The organism is Pseudoalteromonas sp. 3D05, assembly GCF_002723455.1.
Classification (GTDB): domain Bacteria; phylum Pseudomonadota; class Gammaproteobacteria; order Enterobacterales; family Alteromonadaceae; genus Pseudoalteromonas.
The window spans coordinates 260,808-278,095 of sequence record NZ_PDUS01000003.1 but is presented as its reverse complement, the minus strand read 5'-3'; the positions used below and the strand labels follow the sequence as shown (position 1 = coordinate 278,095).

Annotated in this window: 15 protein-coding genes; 9 read left to right on the top strand and 6 right to left on the bottom strand. The window is 40.6% G+C overall.

Features of this window, described 5'->3' with window-relative positions; translation table 11 throughout:
* Positions 1-54 precede the first annotated feature (54 nt).
* Positions 55-753, bottom strand: coding sequence for a 16S rRNA pseudouridine(516) synthase RsuA (gene rsuA, locus CSC79_RS05345; protein WP_099294794.1), 699 nt, complete (start codon positions 751-753; stop codon positions 55-57).
* Positions 754-811: 58 nt separating this feature from the next.
* On the opposite strand from rsuA, the gene zapE reads away from it, so the two are divergent.
* The gene (gene zapE, locus CSC79_RS05340; RefSeq protein ID WP_099294793.1) at positions 812-1,930 is read left to right on the top strand and encodes a cell division protein ZapE; all 1,119 of its coding nucleotides are present in this window, start codon (positions 812-814) and stop codon (positions 1,928-1,930) included.
* A gap of 97 nt (positions 1,931-2,027) precedes the next feature.
* Here the strand turns inward: zapE and CSC79_RS05335 are convergent, their stop codons facing one another.
* Positions 2,028-5,048, bottom strand: a complete 3,021-nt coding sequence (locus tag CSC79_RS05335) for a TonB-dependent receptor (RefSeq protein ID WP_099294792.1) — start codon at positions 5,046-5,048, stop codon at positions 2,028-2,030.
* Between the two features lie 325 nt (positions 5,049-5,373).
* On the opposite strand from CSC79_RS05335, the gene CSC79_RS05330 reads away from it, so the two are divergent.
* Positions 5,374-7,500, top strand: a complete 2,127-nt coding sequence (locus CSC79_RS05330) for a winged helix-turn-helix domain-containing protein (RefSeq protein WP_099294791.1) — start codon at positions 5,374-5,376, stop codon at positions 7,498-7,500.
* Between the two features lie 58 nt (positions 7,501-7,558).
* Here CSC79_RS05330 and CSC79_RS05325 read toward each other — a convergent pair whose 3' ends face one another.
* Positions 7,559-7,888, bottom strand: coding sequence for a 5-carboxymethyl-2-hydroxymuconate Delta-isomerase (locus CSC79_RS05325; RefSeq protein ID WP_099294790.1), 330 nt, complete (start codon positions 7,886-7,888; stop codon positions 7,559-7,561).
* A gap of 8 nt (positions 7,889-7,896) precedes the next feature.
* Positions 7,897-8,484 carry a hypothetical protein gene (locus CSC79_RS05320; protein WP_099294789.1) on the bottom strand — a complete coding sequence of 196 codons (588 nt, stop codon included), beginning with the start codon at positions 8,482-8,484 and terminating at the stop codon, positions 7,897-7,899.
* 123 nt (positions 8,485-8,607) lie between these two features.
* On the opposite strand from CSC79_RS05320, the gene CSC79_RS05315 reads away from it, so the two are divergent.
* From CSC79_RS05315 to CSC79_RS05290, 6 genes are all read left to right on the top strand, one after another.
* Positions 8,608-9,078: a CreA family protein gene (locus CSC79_RS05315; RefSeq protein WP_099294788.1), complete on the top strand. Its 471-nt coding sequence runs from the start codon at positions 8,608-8,610 to the stop codon at positions 9,076-9,078.
* 15 nt (positions 9,079-9,093) lie between these two features.
* Positions 9,094-9,876: a hypothetical protein gene (locus CSC79_RS05310; protein ID WP_099294787.1), complete on the top strand. Its 783-nt coding sequence runs from the start codon at positions 9,094-9,096 to the stop codon at positions 9,874-9,876.
* Positions 9,877-9,880: 4 nt separating this feature from the next.
* Complete coding sequence (locus tag CSC79_RS05305; RefSeq protein WP_099294786.1) at positions 9,881-10,504, top strand: LysE family transporter; 624 nt, start codon at positions 9,881-9,883, stop codon at positions 10,502-10,504.
* A 12-nt stretch (positions 10,505-10,516) separates the two neighbouring features.
* Complete coding sequence (locus CSC79_RS05300; protein WP_099294785.1) at positions 10,517-11,011, top strand: gamma-glutamylcyclotransferase family protein; 495 nt, start codon at positions 10,517-10,519, stop codon at positions 11,009-11,011.
* Between the two features lie 20 nt (positions 11,012-11,031).
* Positions 11,032-12,579, top strand: a complete 1,548-nt coding sequence (locus CSC79_RS05295) for a serine hydrolase (RefSeq protein ID WP_099294784.1) — start codon at positions 11,032-11,034, stop codon at positions 12,577-12,579.
* An 86-nt stretch (positions 12,580-12,665) separates the two neighbouring features.
* Positions 12,666-13,583 (top strand): histone deacetylase family protein, encoded by a 918-nt coding sequence (locus CSC79_RS05290; RefSeq protein ID WP_099294783.1) that lies wholly within the window; start codon positions 12,666-12,668, stop codon positions 13,581-13,583.
* On the opposite strand, the gene CSC79_RS05285 is transcribed toward CSC79_RS05290, so the two are convergent.
* Complete coding sequence (locus tag CSC79_RS05285) at positions 13,569-13,865, bottom strand: DUF4144 family protein (RefSeq protein ID WP_099294782.1); 297 nt, start codon at positions 13,863-13,865, stop codon at positions 13,569-13,571. The two genes, CSC79_RS05290 and CSC79_RS05285, sit on opposite strands and share 15 nt — an antisense overlap.
* 73 nt (positions 13,866-13,938) lie before the next feature.
* Here CSC79_RS05285 and CSC79_RS05280 point away from each other — a divergent pair, with 73 nt between their 5' ends.
* Positions 13,939-16,458 carry an EAL domain-containing protein gene (locus CSC79_RS05280; RefSeq protein WP_099294781.1) on the top strand — a complete coding sequence of 840 codons (2,520 nt, stop codon included), beginning with the start codon at positions 13,939-13,941 and terminating at the stop codon, positions 16,456-16,458.
* On the opposite strand, the gene CSC79_RS05275 is transcribed toward CSC79_RS05280, so the two are convergent.
* Complete coding sequence (locus CSC79_RS05275) at positions 16,430-17,239, bottom strand: DUF2797 domain-containing protein (RefSeq protein ID WP_099294779.1); 810 nt, start codon at positions 17,237-17,239, stop codon at positions 16,430-16,432. The two genes, CSC79_RS05280 and CSC79_RS05275, sit on opposite strands and share 29 nt — an antisense overlap.
* Between the last annotated feature and the right edge of the window lie 49 nt (positions 17,240-17,288).

Here is a 17,288-nt window from a genome sequence, read left to right as displayed (position 1 = left end):
CAATAACATAGGTTTTGGACGTGATATTTGCTCAAGTTTCTGTTAAAGGGACGGTTATAGCCCGATTTCAGCAGCCGTTAGTTGGCGGTACTCACCGCTTTCAAGTGTGCAATCAAGTTCAATGTTTGCAATTTTTTCTCTATGTAATTCAACAACTTTATTATCTACAGCAGCAAGCATACGTTTTACTTGGTGATATTTACCTTCGCTTATTGAAAGGCGTAAACTATAGCTGGCTATTAACTCTGCAATGGCAGGGCGAGTCAGGTCTTTCTCGTTATGTAATTGTACCCCGTGACGTAATTGTTCAAGCGCTTCTTCGCTAAGTGGCTCTTGGGTTTCGACGAGGTAAGTTTTAAACTTATTGTGCTTGGGCGAAGTAATTTTATGTGACCAATCGCCATCGTTGGTGATGAGTACTAACCCTGTGGTATCAATGTCTAGTCGCCCAGCAACATGAAAATCATTCATATTAGGTTCATCCAATAAATCAAAAACGGTAGGGTGTAGTTCATCAACATTCGCACATACATAACCTACAGGTTTATTAAGCATGAAATAGCGTTTACCAAGATAAGTGAGGGGCTCACCATTAAGCACTACCTGATCAGCTTGCGCAACGGGATGATCAAAGGCGGTGACAATCAGAGCATTGATCATTACGTTTTTCTGTTTGATTTGCGCTTTTGCTTTACTGCGGGGAATTTGTGCTAGGTGGCTAATAAATTTATCTAAACGGCAAGGAAATTTCATTGGGTTCCCATTTTCTGTCGGCTACAATGGCGGCGAGTATAGCCGATAGTAAGCCACCATGACAGTGTCACAGATACAAATATTAGCCGCCTACAATCAGCAATTAGACGCTGGTAAGCTACAACAGGATAGGGCGCAATTTCAGGCCGTTAACGCATTACAACAACTTGCAGAAACGCTGAGCCGTAAGTCTTCGTGGTGGCAAACTAAACCACAATTTAAAGGGATATTTTTATATGGCCCTGTAGGACGGGGGAAATCAATGCTGATGGACTTATTTTATCAACAACTCCCTACTGAAAAAAAACAGCGGCTGCACTTTCACCATTTTATGGCACAAGTGCATAGTCAGTTAAATAGCCTGCAAGGGAGTAAAAACCCACTTTCTATTATTGCTAAACGATGGGCTAAAAGCATTCGTGTATTATGTTTTGATGAGTTTTTTGTCAGTGATATTGGCGATGCGATGATTATGTCGAAGTTATTTGAAGCGCTATTTTCTCATGGCGTAGTGTTAGTTGCTACATCAAACTGTCACCCACAGCAGCTCTATTTTAATGGATTACAGCGCGCTCGATTTTTACCGTGTATTGCACTGTTAGAAAGTCATTGTCATATAATTAATGTTGCAGGGGAGTGTGACCATCGATTTCGTTTTGGTCGCCAATTAAATCATTTTATTTGCCCTCATGATCTACCAAAAAGTATTGATGACTTCAAAGTATTCAGTGGTAAAAACTCGATTGTAGAGAACCAAACTCTCACTATTTTAGGGCGGCCAGTGAGTTACTTGATGCGAAGTGATCATGCAGTCATGTTCGATTTTATGGCGCTTTGCTCAGGGACGCGTAGCACTTATGATTACATTAAGTTGGCGAACAGTTATTCACGAGTGTATGTGGTGAACATTCCCGCAATGGGGCAAGGGATGACATCAAAACGAATAGTGCACGGAATTGAAGATAGCTATCAACGGGAGCACCAAGCACACAACGACTATTATTTAGATGATGAAGCGCGACGGTTCATTGCCCTTGTTGATGAGTGTTATGACCGTGGCACATTATTAGTACTCAGCGCGCATGTGCAAATTGAGCAGCTTTACGAAGGACAAAAGCTGGCATTTGAGTTTGCCAGAACAACTTCACGCTTAGTTGAAATGCAATATTGGCAATAGAAAAAAGGTACGTTCAAATGAAGCGTACCTTTGCTAACAACCTAGTAGGGATATGGTTAACGGGCATTAACCATGTTAAGGTGGTTTGGGTAAAAGTTTAAAAGCTATATTGAGCACCTAAGTAAACATAGCGCCCTTTACCACCGCCATAACCAGAGTAATAGTTACCTCGGCCATACGGGTAGAAAGCCCCTTTATCGTTAAATACATTCTTGATGCCACCAAAGATACGTAAATCACCTTGGTCTTGCAGGCTCATGCTATAAGACGCCGATATATTATGTTTCATAAATGAGCCGTAGTTTTGGTACTTTAATGGCTCAGGATTAGCGATACAGCTTTCTTCTTGGGCTGCACAACGCTCGTTATTCGTTGCCATATACTCTTGCCAATCTTCTTCTAAGCTCTGACTTGCTTTAAATGAACCAAGGAAGTTGGTGCTCCAACGTACGCGTACATCGTCATTGCGCCATGTCAAAGAGAGCGTTGCTTTATCTTTGCTACTCCCATAGCCCGCATAATGGCTTGTGATATAACTGCCATCATCACTTTGATAAGTCTGTGAGTTTTCGATTACATGATTATAATCAGCTTTAACAGCAAATGATCCTACGCCATCAACATCAAACTTATATTGCGCTACTACATCATAGCCACGCGCAGTGAGTTCATCTAAGTTGTATTGGCGTTGTAAAATTTTAGTGATGTTACCTTCATCATTACGCGTTACATCATTACAAAAGACATTATCATCACCCCATGAGACATCCGAGTCATAGCACTCACGCAGAATGTTTTCGTTACTGATGGTTGAAATGGCATCAACAATCGCTATGTCATAATAGTCCACAGCCAGCCTAAAGTTATCGATAAATTCAGGTGCCAGGGTTATGCCAAATGTATAGGTATCTGCGGTCTCTTCTTTTAGTTCCTTGTTACCAGCACCTGGAGAGTACGAGTTGTTTTCATCTTCAAAAGCAAAGTCAGCATCTTCTGCAAGTAAGGCTTTAAATGCAGGCTCCTGTCGACAGCTATCATGTCCTGGTTTTGTCGATGTGGCTGTTAAGCCATCACAAATATCAGAGTAGCTATCGTAATCGCCACGTTCAGGTGACATAAGCTCTGTAATCGTGGGTGCTCGCTGTGCGCGAGCATAGTTAGCTCTAAATGCATAACCGCTAATAGGTTCCCAAAACACACCAAGTTTATAACTGGCAACAGTACCTACATTTTCCATACTGTAATTAGCTAAACGCAGCGAGGTTTCGGCACTTAAGTTTTTAGCTAGTGGTGCATCTTTTAATAATGGCACGGCGAGCTCTGCAAATGCTTCATAAACGTCTACTTCGCCATAAAAGTTTGGCACGTAGTTAAACGTAATGCCACCTGCTTTCATGTCGTCGCTGGTTTTTAAGTCTTGTGAATCTTTTCGGTATTCGCCGCCAAATACAGCAGAAACAGTCCCTGCTGGCATTTCAAATAAATCACCAGATACGTAACCTACCACGCCGTACTGCTCTATTTCAGTATCTATAATCGGTGTCGTACGAATCCAGTCAGCCATTGCGGGTGTAATTGAACCTTCACCAAATAGGTTAATTGGCACACAGCCTGCAGCACGGGCATCTGCGTCTTTACATTGAATGGTGCCATCAGCCAGTTGTTCAGCTTGCAGTGCTTGGTTTAGTTTTACTGTATTTAGTTCGTTGTTACGCTCTTGGTGTTGTGTAAATCGACCATAGCTTGCCGAGATATCCCAATCCCACTCGTTATTAAATACAGTTCCTTGAAGGCCCGCCCAACTACGGATGGTTTTTCTGCTGTTGTCGGTGTTGATGTTGCCCACTTCACCAAAGCGGCGATCCCAATAAATACGATCTTTATACGGGTTTGCATCTAAAATTTCTTGCGGTACATAGGGGTTATCAAGTGGGATGTAACCCGGTCTAACATCACCGGCAGGTTCACCTGTTATTGGGTCAAAACGCGGAACGTAAGCACTTTCATATTCATCTTCAGGTGACTTATCATTAAATGAGCCGCTGTCACTGTATTGAATTTGACCATACAGCATGATGTCATTGGTTAAATCAAAATCAACTTTAATGGCCGTAGAAAAGTTATCACTTGGTACATCAAGTTTCACATACTTTCTAGAGTTAATGCCGTAAATTTCCTCATTGCCTTTCCAATCATCACGAAGCGTTTGGCCGTCATACCAAAACTGAGTGTCATTGCGGCTATTTTCTAAGAATACACCACCTAGCGTGCCATCACTTTTACTGACCCAATCAGCTTGGGTGATGTCACGCATACATTGCAGACCTGATGCTGTGCGCATTTGATTGCACATCTGATCATCATCATAGGAATATGAATCTTCTATTTGGGCGCGCTTTCGGTCATAAAAGCTCATACCAAAATCACGGTCCCAGTTTACACTGAGATAAGCATAGCCTCTGTCATCTGCAAATGAATCACCATAATTCAAATCTAGGGTGAATTCTTTACCGCCACCATCTGTGGTTTCACCGGCACGAGCTTTAAAATCGAACCCTTCTTTTTTAGATTGGGTAATGATGTTTACAACGCCTGCAACAGCATCTGCACCATAGGTTGCCGATGCACCACCACTGATCACTTCAACGCGCTCAACCATACCACTTGGAATGGTGTTTAAACTAACATAGTTACCACTGTAGCTATTTGAGACAACGCGGCGGCCATCGATCAATGTTAAGGTACGGTTTGCACCTAAGTCACGTAGCTGGATAGTTGATAACCCCGTCACCGATACACTTGATTGGCTAGTTGTATTACCAATGCTTTCAGTTAAAGCAGGCATATTTTCAACCAAGATATCAGCTAGGTTTGTTAGACCCGTGTCTTCAATCGCGTCTCTGTCCATTGTGACAAGTGGCGTTGCAATTGAAAAACTATCTCTTTTTAAGCGTGAGCCTGTTACAACGATTTTTTCCGGGCCTTCAGGGGCTACTTCGCTAATTTGCTTACTGGGTGATGTTCTTTCAATTTCTGCAGTATTTGCAATGGTATGGCTTGAAAAGCTTGCTGTAATAGCCAGTGCCAATGCGCATTTTCTTGTTGATATGTTGCTCACAGATTTCCCTTACATTTTTGGTTTTTATAAAAGCTACTGCGTTAACTGGTTGAAGGGCAGTTCAAAGTATTCATTAACACAGTAGCTGGTGGGCTTTATTCGTTAAATGTTTTATGGAATCGTGAATCAAAGTACAATGAGAGGTGTCTCGTTTATATCCCTATTTTACATCTATTTAATATCTATTCCTTTAAAAACAATGTATTGTATTTATTGTTACTTGATTTTTGTTTAAAGGTTATTTACTTTAAGCCTAATCTTTTGCATTTTAATTCAATTAAAGGTTACCCTTCTAGACTTCTAAACTAGGTGCTTGCTTTCATTTATGGATACTAAAAAACCGTTTTTATTAAATCAGTGCCATGTCTCTGTGCTTGAAAATAAGCTGATATGGGCAGATGTGGAAATAGTTTTGCAGCCTAAATTTATCGAATTATTGTCAGTTTTAGCATCGCGTTATCCACATGCGATAACGCGTGAAGAGTTGATTCAAGAAGTATGGGATGGCAATTACTTTGTTGGTGAAAAAGCATTAACCAATGCAATTTGGCACCTTCGGAAGTCTTTTAAAGAGCTAGATCCCAACAACACCTACATAGAAACACTACGAAAAACGGGCTACCGATTAACGGTAGCGCCTACCATTGTTGAAGCTAAGCAACCTAAACCAAATAAAGCGGCCTTATTTGCACCTTTTAGTCTTGCAATAGCTGCATTAGGTTTAGTTGCAGTCGTGACTTTTTGGGCAAGTCAGCATTGGCTGTTTTCGCACAAAGAGCAGTCTCTCGGGTCGTCTACTGTTTTGCTAACAGACTATATTGAAACGGTTACAACAAGCCCTGGAAGAGAGCTTTATCCAGCGGTCTCGAGTGATGACCATTTTATGGCGTACTCTTGGCGTCGGCCAGGTAAGCAAACAAACTTATATTTACGCGATTTATTTTCGCCAGAGCAGGCGGTGAAATCACTTACAAATACAGATTACGTTGAGGGCAGAACCGTTTTTAGCCCTGATTTCCAGCGTCTTTATTATTATCGACGCATCTCAGCAAGCACGTGTGAGGTTGTAGAGCATATTATCGTAACAGGCGAGATTTCGGTATTGGCATCTTGCTCTGCAAGCAATCCTACAGATCTTGACGTAAATTTTTCGGGAACTGAGCTGGTTTTTATTAGTGAGAAAATAACGAAAGGGCGCGTTAAAACAGAGCTTAATATTCTTGATTTAACCTCAGATAAAAAAGATATTAAAAAGATTCCGTGTTCGGGTGAATGTGACTTTAATGATGAGTCAGTAATATTCTCCCCTGATGCAAAACAGCTTGTTGTCTCACGCAATCTCCCTACTGGGAATGAAAATCTATTCTTAGTGGATATTGCAACCGGCAATACACGCGTACTAACTACTGGCTTTCTTGATATTCGTGGTGTGGATTGGCATCCACTTAAAGATCAACTGGTGTTTTCAGCGGTAGAGCAAGATGAGCGTCGAGGTTACTTTTATAACTTTGATACTCAGACTGTCACTGATATGAAAGTAAAGGGTCTTAGCTATCCTGAATTCAGCGCTCAAGGAGATTTGTATTTTCATCAATGGCATATCGATTCAGCTCTTATGCGCATAAAAGTCAATGATCCTATTGTAAGTTCGCCTTTTCCTGTTTTATCAACGCATTTTACTATGCGCTATGCTGATTATAATGAAGCACAAAATAAGATAGCATTTGTTTCAAGTGAGTCGGGAGACTCAGAGCTATGGGTTGCTAATTCAGATGGCACTAATAGAGTGCAGTTAAGTCACCTAAAAGCCAGTGTATATAGCCCAGTGTGGTCTTATGATGGTCGTTATATTGCCTATACCGCAAATATTAAAGACAAGAATCAGTTATTTATTTATGACTTTCAAAAACAATTAAATAGTAAACCTTTGCAAAGTGGGTTTGATAGTTATGGTAAGCCCGCATGGTCGGCTGATAGTCAAAGCGTGCTGGTATCAAACAACGGGTATGTGCACCGTTTGAGTCTTCAGGGTGAAAACTTAGGCAAGGCAATAGCGTTACCTGCGTATTATGCGATTGAAACGGCTGAGCGAGATCTTATTTTTGCCAACCCAAAAACAACGCAGTTATGGATTAAACATCACGATACTGGTGAAGAAGAGGTGTTAATTGAGTCGATCAATTTATCTAACAGCGTTGGATGGCATTACGCCCAAGGAGCAGGTAACGAACCTGATAGGGTGTTTTATTTTAATGTCAATCAAGGTGACTACCGACTAAGTGCTTATAACTTACAAACTAAACAACGCCACGACGTGATGCGCTTGCCTGAGCGGGCATTTAGTCGCTCATCAGGTTTAACTTATGTTCCCAAGCTCGACTGGTTGATTTACACATCGTATAAGTCACCCCAAATAGACATTAAGCGCATTAGAGCTGAGTACCTACCATAAGCGAATACACCTTTTGGTAGCTAGGTAATTATTTTAATATTTTTACCTAAGTGTTGTATTAGCATTTACGATAAGTTTCGCTACTGTTTTCGTAAACATTAACGCTTAAACTATACGATTCCATGCAATAAGTACGCAAACAATTAAGTAAGCTTTCACTTAAGCGCTGTTTTTCTTCGGTGCTTCTACCAGCCATTATGTAGGCCGCTATATAAATAAAACCATCTTTACCTTCGCCTAGCTGGTAGTGCTGATAAGCAATGGCACGAGTTTTAATTGTCGAAAGCTCAAACAAACCACTTTCAAAGGTAGTTTGATGTACTTTATCAACTAAAACTTGGGGCAAAAGTGGTAAATCTTCAGAATGTTCAATCACAATGTGGGGCATGAAGGCTCCTAAAAACGGTAAGTAAAACCTAAACTTGTTTGAAATTGGTTTAGTACGTCGCCATCAAAATGCCATAAACATTTATCATCTTCGTTGGTCGGCAAAGTGCAGTTAACCGTGCTTTCGTTGTTAACTATAGTAGCCAACCAGCGGGTTTCAAATAAAACTCTGGCTTTATCACTAAACAAATATTCAACGCCGCCATATAAGCCGCTGGCAAAGAATATGTCATTACTTGTAAAATTAGTTTGTACATAATTGGCGCCTAATTGCGCACCTATATAGCTATTAATATGATTACTTAACGCTACTTCAACAGCACTTTGGAATAAAAAGTATTTCATGGTGACTTCTTTATCGTCTGTATTCTCAAGCTCATTGCTGCTTTGTGCAAAATAGAAGCCATAGCGGGCGCGGTCAATATTACGGTCAATACTAAAAGCGAAGTGGTTGCCATTATTAACCTCAACCTTTAATGCTTCTTTGGTTTCTAATGTTTGGTTAAAGTTTTTACCAGCATAGAGGCTTACAGAGTAATCATCTTGGCCGTAAGTGGTGGCAGATAAAAAACACAGCGGGATTAGTATTTTTTTCATTATATTGCAGCTCGTTGTTGAAGAATTTTTCAGTTACTATTGAAGCATAGCTATTTTAAAAATGTAACTATTGAGCGCGCAATTGAGGTGCGAATGTTGTAGCGATTGAATTTAAGGAATGGTATGAAATCATTAAAAATAATTAGTCTATTGGGGTTGTTGGCTTTACAAACTGGGTGCTCAGACGATGCTGCATCAGTTAGTTTAGGACTATTTACAACGAAGGATATTAAAGTAGTTTCACAACAAGATCCGTTGGTCACCGGGGTGACATGTCATATAAGTCACATTGAAGCGAATCTAGATTTTTCAGACCCATCGGATATGTCTATTGCATGTCGCCAAACCGGCCCTATTACAGCTGAACAGTTAGCTGACATTGACCGAAGCAAGTCAGGTGAGGTTGTTTTTAAATCCTCAAAAAGTATTTTATTTAAATCGTTAAAAGTACGTCGAATTTATGATGCACAAACACGGTCTTTATTATACCTCTCATATTCAACTAAAGAATCGACTGGGAGTCATCATCACGCTTTATCGACTGTGCCGCTTTATAATACTCAGGCATGGCAATGGGCAAGTTCCCAACAATAATATTAAGAGTTGATTATGTTAGCTTTATTTAAATCTAAACCGTTGTTAGATGCACAAGAACAACAATGGTTAATCGATACATTTGTGTGGGCTGTTGAGCATTTTGACAGCGAGTTTTTTATCAATAAAACACAGTTAGTGTTACCTAATCATCAATTCTTTCCTGATCCTGTATCAAGTATTGAAGAAATGGCTAGCAAAGTATTTCAGCGAGTTGTGGGGTATGCGGGTATGCAAGCCTGGCCAATTCAGCTTGTTGGGCCTGCGCAGCTTCAGCCACAAGTGTTCCCGCATTTTGAGTTTACAGACACACTACGTTCACCAAACAGTACTCTTATCGTTGCACCGCCGCATTTGGTTAATGTGTCTTTTAATCCAAACCAAATAAATCAACCACAAGATTTGGTGGCGAGTTTTGCAGGAACACTTGCAACGATCATGATTCACCATGTTGGTGTATTACCACCAGGTGGTAAAGAGTTTTTACCTCAAGCCAGTGACGCGCTTGCATGCTTTTTAGGATTTGGAGTGATGATGAGTAACACTGTTTATCAGTTTAAAGGAGGCTGCGGGTCTTGCTATAACCCTTACGCGAACAGGCAGGCTGCATTAACTGAATCACAAACTTTGTTTATGCACGCTTTAATATGTCACTTTAAAGGTCACAATGACTCGAAAAAGCACCTTAAGCCACATCTGCGCGGCCAATTTAAGAAAGCGCAAAAAGAGATAAAAGCACTATTAAGTGAAACTGCAAACCCGCTTTTATTAGCGCTAGACGAAAAAAAGGCCGGATAAAGATTTGAATTATTTAGATGAATTTATCCTCATAGCATTGGCACACTTTTTTGCAGTAGCGAGCCCTGGTCCCGACTTTGCAATCGTACTTAAGCAAAGTATTCAACATGGTCGGCGTAATGCGCTATGGACTAGCTTTGGTGTTGGCTTAGCGATTTTACTTCATGTGGGTTATTGCTTGTTGGGGGTTGCGGTATTGTTAGCGCAATCACCTAGTGTATTTATGGCGTTAAAATACTTAGCCGGCGCTTATTTAGCATACATAGGATTTCAAGCGCTGCGTAGCGCCAAACCCACGACAAACACGGGTGAAGAAGTACTTCAAAGCCAAAGTGAAGAGTCACTCTGGATTGCGTTTCGGCGTGGCTTTTTAACGAATGCCTTAAACCCCAAAGCGACCTTATTCTTTATGTCGTTATTTACTTTGGTGATCAGTCAAACAACACCGCTTTTGGTGCAAGCTGGATATGGTCTTTATATGGCTGTGGCAACTTGGCTTTGGTTTTCATTTTTATCACTGGTGTTATCTAAACCTAATGTACGTGGTTTTTTTCAAAAAAGCGGTTATTGGTTTGACCGTGGTATAGGCGTGATTTTAATCGCGTTAGCAATACGCGTCGTTTTATAGGAGTAAACAAACATGGCACTTTATAATTTTTCGTTTGGCTCAAATATGTCGTCAAATCGTTTATTAGCACGCCTTCCTGAAGTTAAACGAGTAGGGACGGCACGTTTAATTGGCTATGAGTTAACGTTTGATATGGTCAGCCTTGATGGTTCTGGTAAATGTAGTGTAAGAAAAAGCACCGCTCAAGACGCTCAAGTATATGGGGTGGTATATCAAATAACGGCGGATGAAAAAGAGGTTCTCGATGCTATTGAAGGCCCGCGTTACGATTGTGTAGATGTTGAAGTTATTTTACTTGATGGCAAAAAAATAACTGCGCATTGTTATATTGCCAATACCACAGATGCAACAATTCTACCTTATGACTGGTACATAGAGCACGTTCATCGCGGGGCGCTTGAAGCTGAGCTGCCAAATGCGTACAGTGAAAATATCAAATCGCGGCCTACCCGCCAAGATAGCGATAAAGCACGCGCAGCTATTGAGTTTGCCGTACATAAACAATAAAAATTACGCCAAGGAACGTTATGAAACTGAAGAGAATAGCCATTGCTGCAACACTGTTAACTGGCTTGTCGTTTTGTGCTCAAGCACAAATAAATACCCAACAGTTAAACCAAGTTATTGAAAACTCAATGGCACGCTTTGATGTACCAGGAATGGCAGTCGCTGTAGTTGAAAATGATAAAGTGGTGTTTGCCAAAGGGTTTGGTGTAACTCACTTAGATACTGGAAATAAAGTAAATAAAAATACCTTATTTGGTATTGCTTCAAATACAAAAGCATTTACTGCTGCGGCGTTAGCTAAGCTGGTTGATGAAGAAAAAATTAGTTGGGATGACAAAGTAATTGATCATCTCCCTGAATTTCGTTTATACGACCCTTATGTCACCCGAGAGATGACCATACGAGATTTATTGAGTCATCGCAGTGGTCTAGGCTTAGGTCAAGGCGACTTGATGATTTGGCCAGATACAGATAAATCGGTAGATGAGATTTTAGCAGGTTTAAAGTATTTAAAACCTGCGAGTAGTTTTCGCAGTAAATACGCCTATAACAACTTAATGTTTGTGACTGCTGGTGAAGTTATAGCCCGTGTTTCGGGTATGAGCTGGAACGACTACATTGAAAAGAACATGTTACAGCCGTTAAAAATGAAAAACTCACGCGCTGGCTTTTCACGTATCCCAAATAGCAATAAAAACTGGGCGACGGGTCACATACCCATGGATGGCAAGTTAAATCCATTTTTTGTTAATTACCTAGAAGACTTTCGTGGTGCAGGCGCAATTGCATCAAGCGTCAGTGATATGAGCCAGTGGCTTCGTACACAACTTGCTGGTGGCACAATGCCCAATGGTGAGCAACTGTTTAGTGAAAAGCAGCAAGCGCAAATGTGGCACCCGCATATAACCTCTATGGCGTCAGAAAAAGCGTATGAAGCGTATCACCAGCAGTTTAGAGGATACGGCTTAGGTTGGAGTATTGAAGACTTCCATGGGGTTAAAAAACTTGCTCATGGTGGCGGGATCTTAGGTATGGTATCGCAGGTAACCTTGGTGCCCGAGAAGAATCTAGGTATTGTCATATTAAGCAACCAGCAAGCATTTAGTGCACTCTCTGCGATTACTTACGAAGTGTTAGAGGATGCATTTGATCTTGAAGATAAAGACTGGGTTGAAGATTTAGCGAAAAAGCACTTTGAAGGTAAGCAAAAAGCGTACGCAAATGCCAAACCTGAAGCATCTGCAGATTACCAGCCGCAACTACCAAATATCAGCTACACAGGCACTTTAAATGATGATTGGTATGGTGATGTAATTATTGAAGAGTTAAATGGTAAGTTACGTATTGATTTTACCCATACTAAGCGTTTAAAAGGGCAGCTTGAGCATTACTCAGGTAATACTTTTATTGTTAAGTGGGATGAAAAACTGCTGGAAGCCGATGCATTTATAACGTTTGAGATGAGTACCACAAACCGTGTTAAGCAGGCAAAAATGCGTGCAGTCTCTACATCAGTCACTGATTTTAGTTTTGACTTTAGAAATTTGACCTTAAAAGCAAAGCGCTAAACAGGGATGATAGTAAACCAAAGTCGCAAAGCCACCTACGGGTGGCTTTGTTATAGTTAACTCAGCTAATTTATTAGGAGCTTTGTATGCGCACTGCAATTATCTCTCATCCACACTGTCGTAAACATAAAATGATAGCGGATCACCCAGAGTGCCCTGAGCGCTTGGATGCCATTGCAGATCGTCTTCTTGCAAGTGGGTTGGATATTGCCGTAGAGCAAAAACAAGCACCAAAAGCATCAACAGAGCATTATTTGCTTGTGCATGATGAGTCTCTTATTAGACATGTTGAAAATACCTTGCCTGATGAAGGTCTTGCCTCGTTAGATGGTGATACTTGGTTATGTCCTGATTCTTTAAAAGCAGTTGAACGAGCAGTGGGGGCTGGACTGTTGGCGGTAGATGAAGTACTTGCTGATAATTTAGATGCGGCTTTTTGTTCTGTCAGACCACCTGGGCACCATGCTACACGTTCGGCGTCAAGCGGGTTCTGTGTGTATAATAATTTAGCCATTGCGGTTAGGTATGCGCAAAGCAAAGGCGTCAAACGCATTGCGATTGTCGATTTTGATGTGCATCACGGTAATGGCACGCAAGATATTTTTATGGACGATGAAAACGTTCTTTTTTGCTCTTTGTTTCAATATCCCTTTTATCCTAATACTGCCATCGAAAATAATGCCACGTTAGTAAATTCTCCACTGCCCATTGCCAGTGATGGTAACGACTTAAAAGCACTTTATGATCAGCAATGGTTGCCTAAACTGTCAGCTTTTCAGCCCGAGCTTATTTTTATTAGCGCAGGCTTTGATGCGCATCTTGAAGATGATATGGCGAGCTTAAAGTTTGTCGAGGATGATTATGTTTGGCTAACAGAGCAGCTAGCCTCATTGAGTAAAACACTTAACTGCAAAGGGATTATCTCTTATCTTGAAGGCGGGTATGCTTTATCGGCATTAGGACGCAGCGCAGTAGCGCATGTTAAAGCACTAGTCGATAGCTAATAAATCAAATGCCTGAGCCGGTGTTAAGTGATCTATTTTAGCTAAACAACATTGCCCTTCTTTTGCTAGGTAATGTTTAACTAATGTTGCCAAATCGCTAGATGATAAGGCTTGCGAGGGGGTGTTTTTAAGCGTTTTATAGCGTGCCTTTTTATCTAGTAAAATCACCTCATTTTGTTGGCTTTCACTCATTCCATACAGTAAATTTTCGAGATCGCTAGGCTCTTCAATAATATCAATTTCGTGGTTGTAAATAAGTATTAAGGGGTCGAACTGACTCATTTATTGTCCTAAATCAAGTTGTTTTTACTGAGGCTATTTATACTTTAGACCTTTCACTGCAAAGAACTCTATTATGCCCCAAAACAGCCGCTATCAAAAAGTTCATGATGTATATACTAACAAGGTTATTGCTTGCACAAAAGATACTAGGCTTATAGAAGCGGTCAAACTTATGCGAGCACATAATGTTAGCGCTGTGTTTGTAAGAGGGCAGCAAGGTATTGTTGGGGTTTGGACAGAATCAGATTGTATGAAGCTCGACTTCACTAATCAGTCTGTAAAAAACATCGTTATTGGGCAGGTTATGTCATCACCTGTTTTAAACGTTTCTAGTAAGCAGCTTTTGAGTGATGCAGCGCTTATTTTTCATCAAAATAGTGTACGGCACTTATTAGTGACTGATGAGAATCACTTGCCATGTGGTGTATTAAGTATCAGTGATATTGTACGCAATCAAGGGTTGGATCATTACTTACAATTTAGAACAATTAACGATCAATACAATAAAAATATTTTGATTGTACCAAGCGATATGGTTGTAACTGATGCGATTGCTAAAATGCGCCAACGTAATGATAAGGCAATCCTTGTTTATAACGAGCATTTACAAGAGCACGGTATTATCACTCAGCGTGATTTGTTGAACTTAATCCTTGATAGCTATGGCGATGGTTTATGCTGGGACTTTGTTAATCGATCTGTTCATCATATTAGCCCATCGCAAAGCTTATTTGATGCATACCGTTTGATGTCTCATAACCATGTTCGGCATCTAATTGTTATCGAAGAAGGCGTTATTGAAGGTGTATTGTCACTGGAGCATTTGATTAATGAAATTGAAAGTGCGTATTGTTGTGAGCTTGAAAAAGTACTGCAACAACGAGATGTGGCATTACAACATTCACAGCGTAACCTATTTCTAGCCAACAAAATTATTGACTGCTCGTTAGATGGCATCATGATCACCTCGCAAAAAGGTGAGATTATTCAAGTAAATCCAGCATTTACTGAATTAACAGGTTATAAAGAGTTTGAAGTTATAGGGAAAAACCCCAGCCTATTAAGCTCAGGTCGACACAATCATAATTTTTATAAACAAATGTGGCAGCAAATTGAAGAGCATGGTGTGTGGCAAGGAGAAATTTGTAATCGTAAAAAAAATGGCGAATTGTATGTTGAGTGGCTGACGATTATTGAAATTAAAGAGCCGCATAATAGCGAAAAGTTATATGCCGCTATTTTTAGTGATATTACAGAGCGTAAATGCGCAGAGGAAAAAATAGTCCAATTAGCTTATTTTGATGAACTCACAGGACTACCTAACAGGCGCTTATTTAATGATAGGCTAAATATGGCGCTGGCAAGTGCTCACCGCGATAATACAATGCTTGCTGTTATGTTTATTGATTTAGACAGGTTCAAAGAAATTAACGACACGCTAGGACATGGCGCGGGCGACCATTTACTTCAGTTAGTTGCTAAGCGTATTGAGCAATTACTTGATGAAGGTGACACCCTCGCTCGTTTGGGAGGAGATGAGTTTGTAGTATTGTTTAATGTTGAAAATTTCGAATCTGTCAGCAAACTGGCTAATAGCATTCTAAAAAATTTAGAAGCCTCATTCATGTTAGAGGGAACTGATGTGAGGATCACAGCCTCTTTAGGGGCCGCTGTTTACCCTGAGGACGGTCAAGACAGCGAAACACTGTTAAAGCATGCAGATATTGCGATGTACCGTTCAAAAGATCAGGGCCGTAATTCTTTTCAGTTATTTAAATCATCTATGAACGCACGCTCACTTGAACGACTGGCAATGATGAGCCGCTTTCAATTTGCTTTAGAAAATGATGAGTTTGAACTCTACTTTCAACCTAAACTAAACCTACACAGTAAAGAAGTTCAGGGCGTTGAGGCGTTATTGCGATGGCACGACCCTGCACTCGGTGTTATTTCCCCAGCGCATTTTATCCCATTAGCAGAAGAACTCGGGTTAATTGTGCAACTTGATTTATGGGTCATAGAGCAAGCAGGAAAACACCTTGAACAGTGGCAAGCTTTGGGTATCAATGCGGGTCGATTGGCTATTAATATTTCCGCATGCCATTTAAGTCAGGGGAAATTGGCGAGTAGTATTGAAGCCATGCTAACTAAATACACGCTATCAGGTCGCTTACTTGAGATTGAACTCACAGAGAGCAGTTTTATTAGTTCGTTCACACAAGCCAAGAAAGAGCTAAACAAGGTCAAGGCGCTCGGAGTTAATATAGCTTTAGATGATTTTGGAACGGGGTATTCGGCATTAAGTTACTTAACGAAACTGCCGTTTGATGCCTTGAAAATTGATGCCAGTTTTATTGCAAAAGTACCCGATGAATATGGCAATAGCGAAATAGTGGCAGCAATTGTCTCACTAGCAAAAAATTTAAACTTAACGGTAATTGCCGAAGGTGTAGAGAAGCTAACACAACAAACGTATTTATTAAGTTTAGGCTGTGATGTTATTCAAGGATATCACTATTGCCGCCCGTTAGCGCAGCGGCAATGGTTAGCGTTTTATTCGCAATTTACTCAACCGTTACTTCATAAGACGTAAATTTACGGATATTAATAACGCCCTTATCAAAAATGAGGTATTGGCCTTTAATTCCTTGCAAAATACCGCTTACAACAGGCTCTTTATCAAAATTAAACGAACTAATTTTAGTTGGGTATTCAGTCACTGGAAACGTTAAATCAACTACGTCTTCGTCAAGCTGTTCAATGGCTGTTGCACCAAATAGCTCGGCAAGCTCATTAAGCTTATCTGCAATTTGCGGTATTAATTCAGCAGCAGAGGCTTTCAAATCAAGCACTTCACTTTGACCTTTGAGCATATTGCGCCAATTGGTTTTATCAGCAATAAACTGCGCGAGTGCAACTTCAACTAAACCAGATTGTAAGCGTGTCTGTACTTTAAAAATAGGCAATGCTTGCGTTGCACCTTGGTCAACCCAGCGTGTAGGGATTTGTGTATGGCGAGTGATACCCACTTTAAGCCCTGACGTATTAGCTAAGTAAACATAATGTGGGATCATGCAATTTTCTTCGCCCCACTGTGGTTCGCGGCAGGTACCTTGATCATAATGGCAAGTTTCAGGTTTCATGATACACATATCACAGCTGGCAAGCTTACGCATGCAAACAAAGCAATGGCCTTGCGAGTAGCTTTTTTTGGTCTTTTTACCACAGCTAGAGCATAAAATCGTGCCACTAAACGTGAGTGTAAGTTGCTTACCAATATAAGCATTCAAATCAATCAATTCATCACCAACAGGAAGGTGATATTGGATTGGCTGTGTCAGAGAAGATTTTAGCTTTTTGAGTGTGCCTTGCATCTTTACGCCCCTAAAGATGTTTAAAAAAGGGATGGTACCAAAAATACTG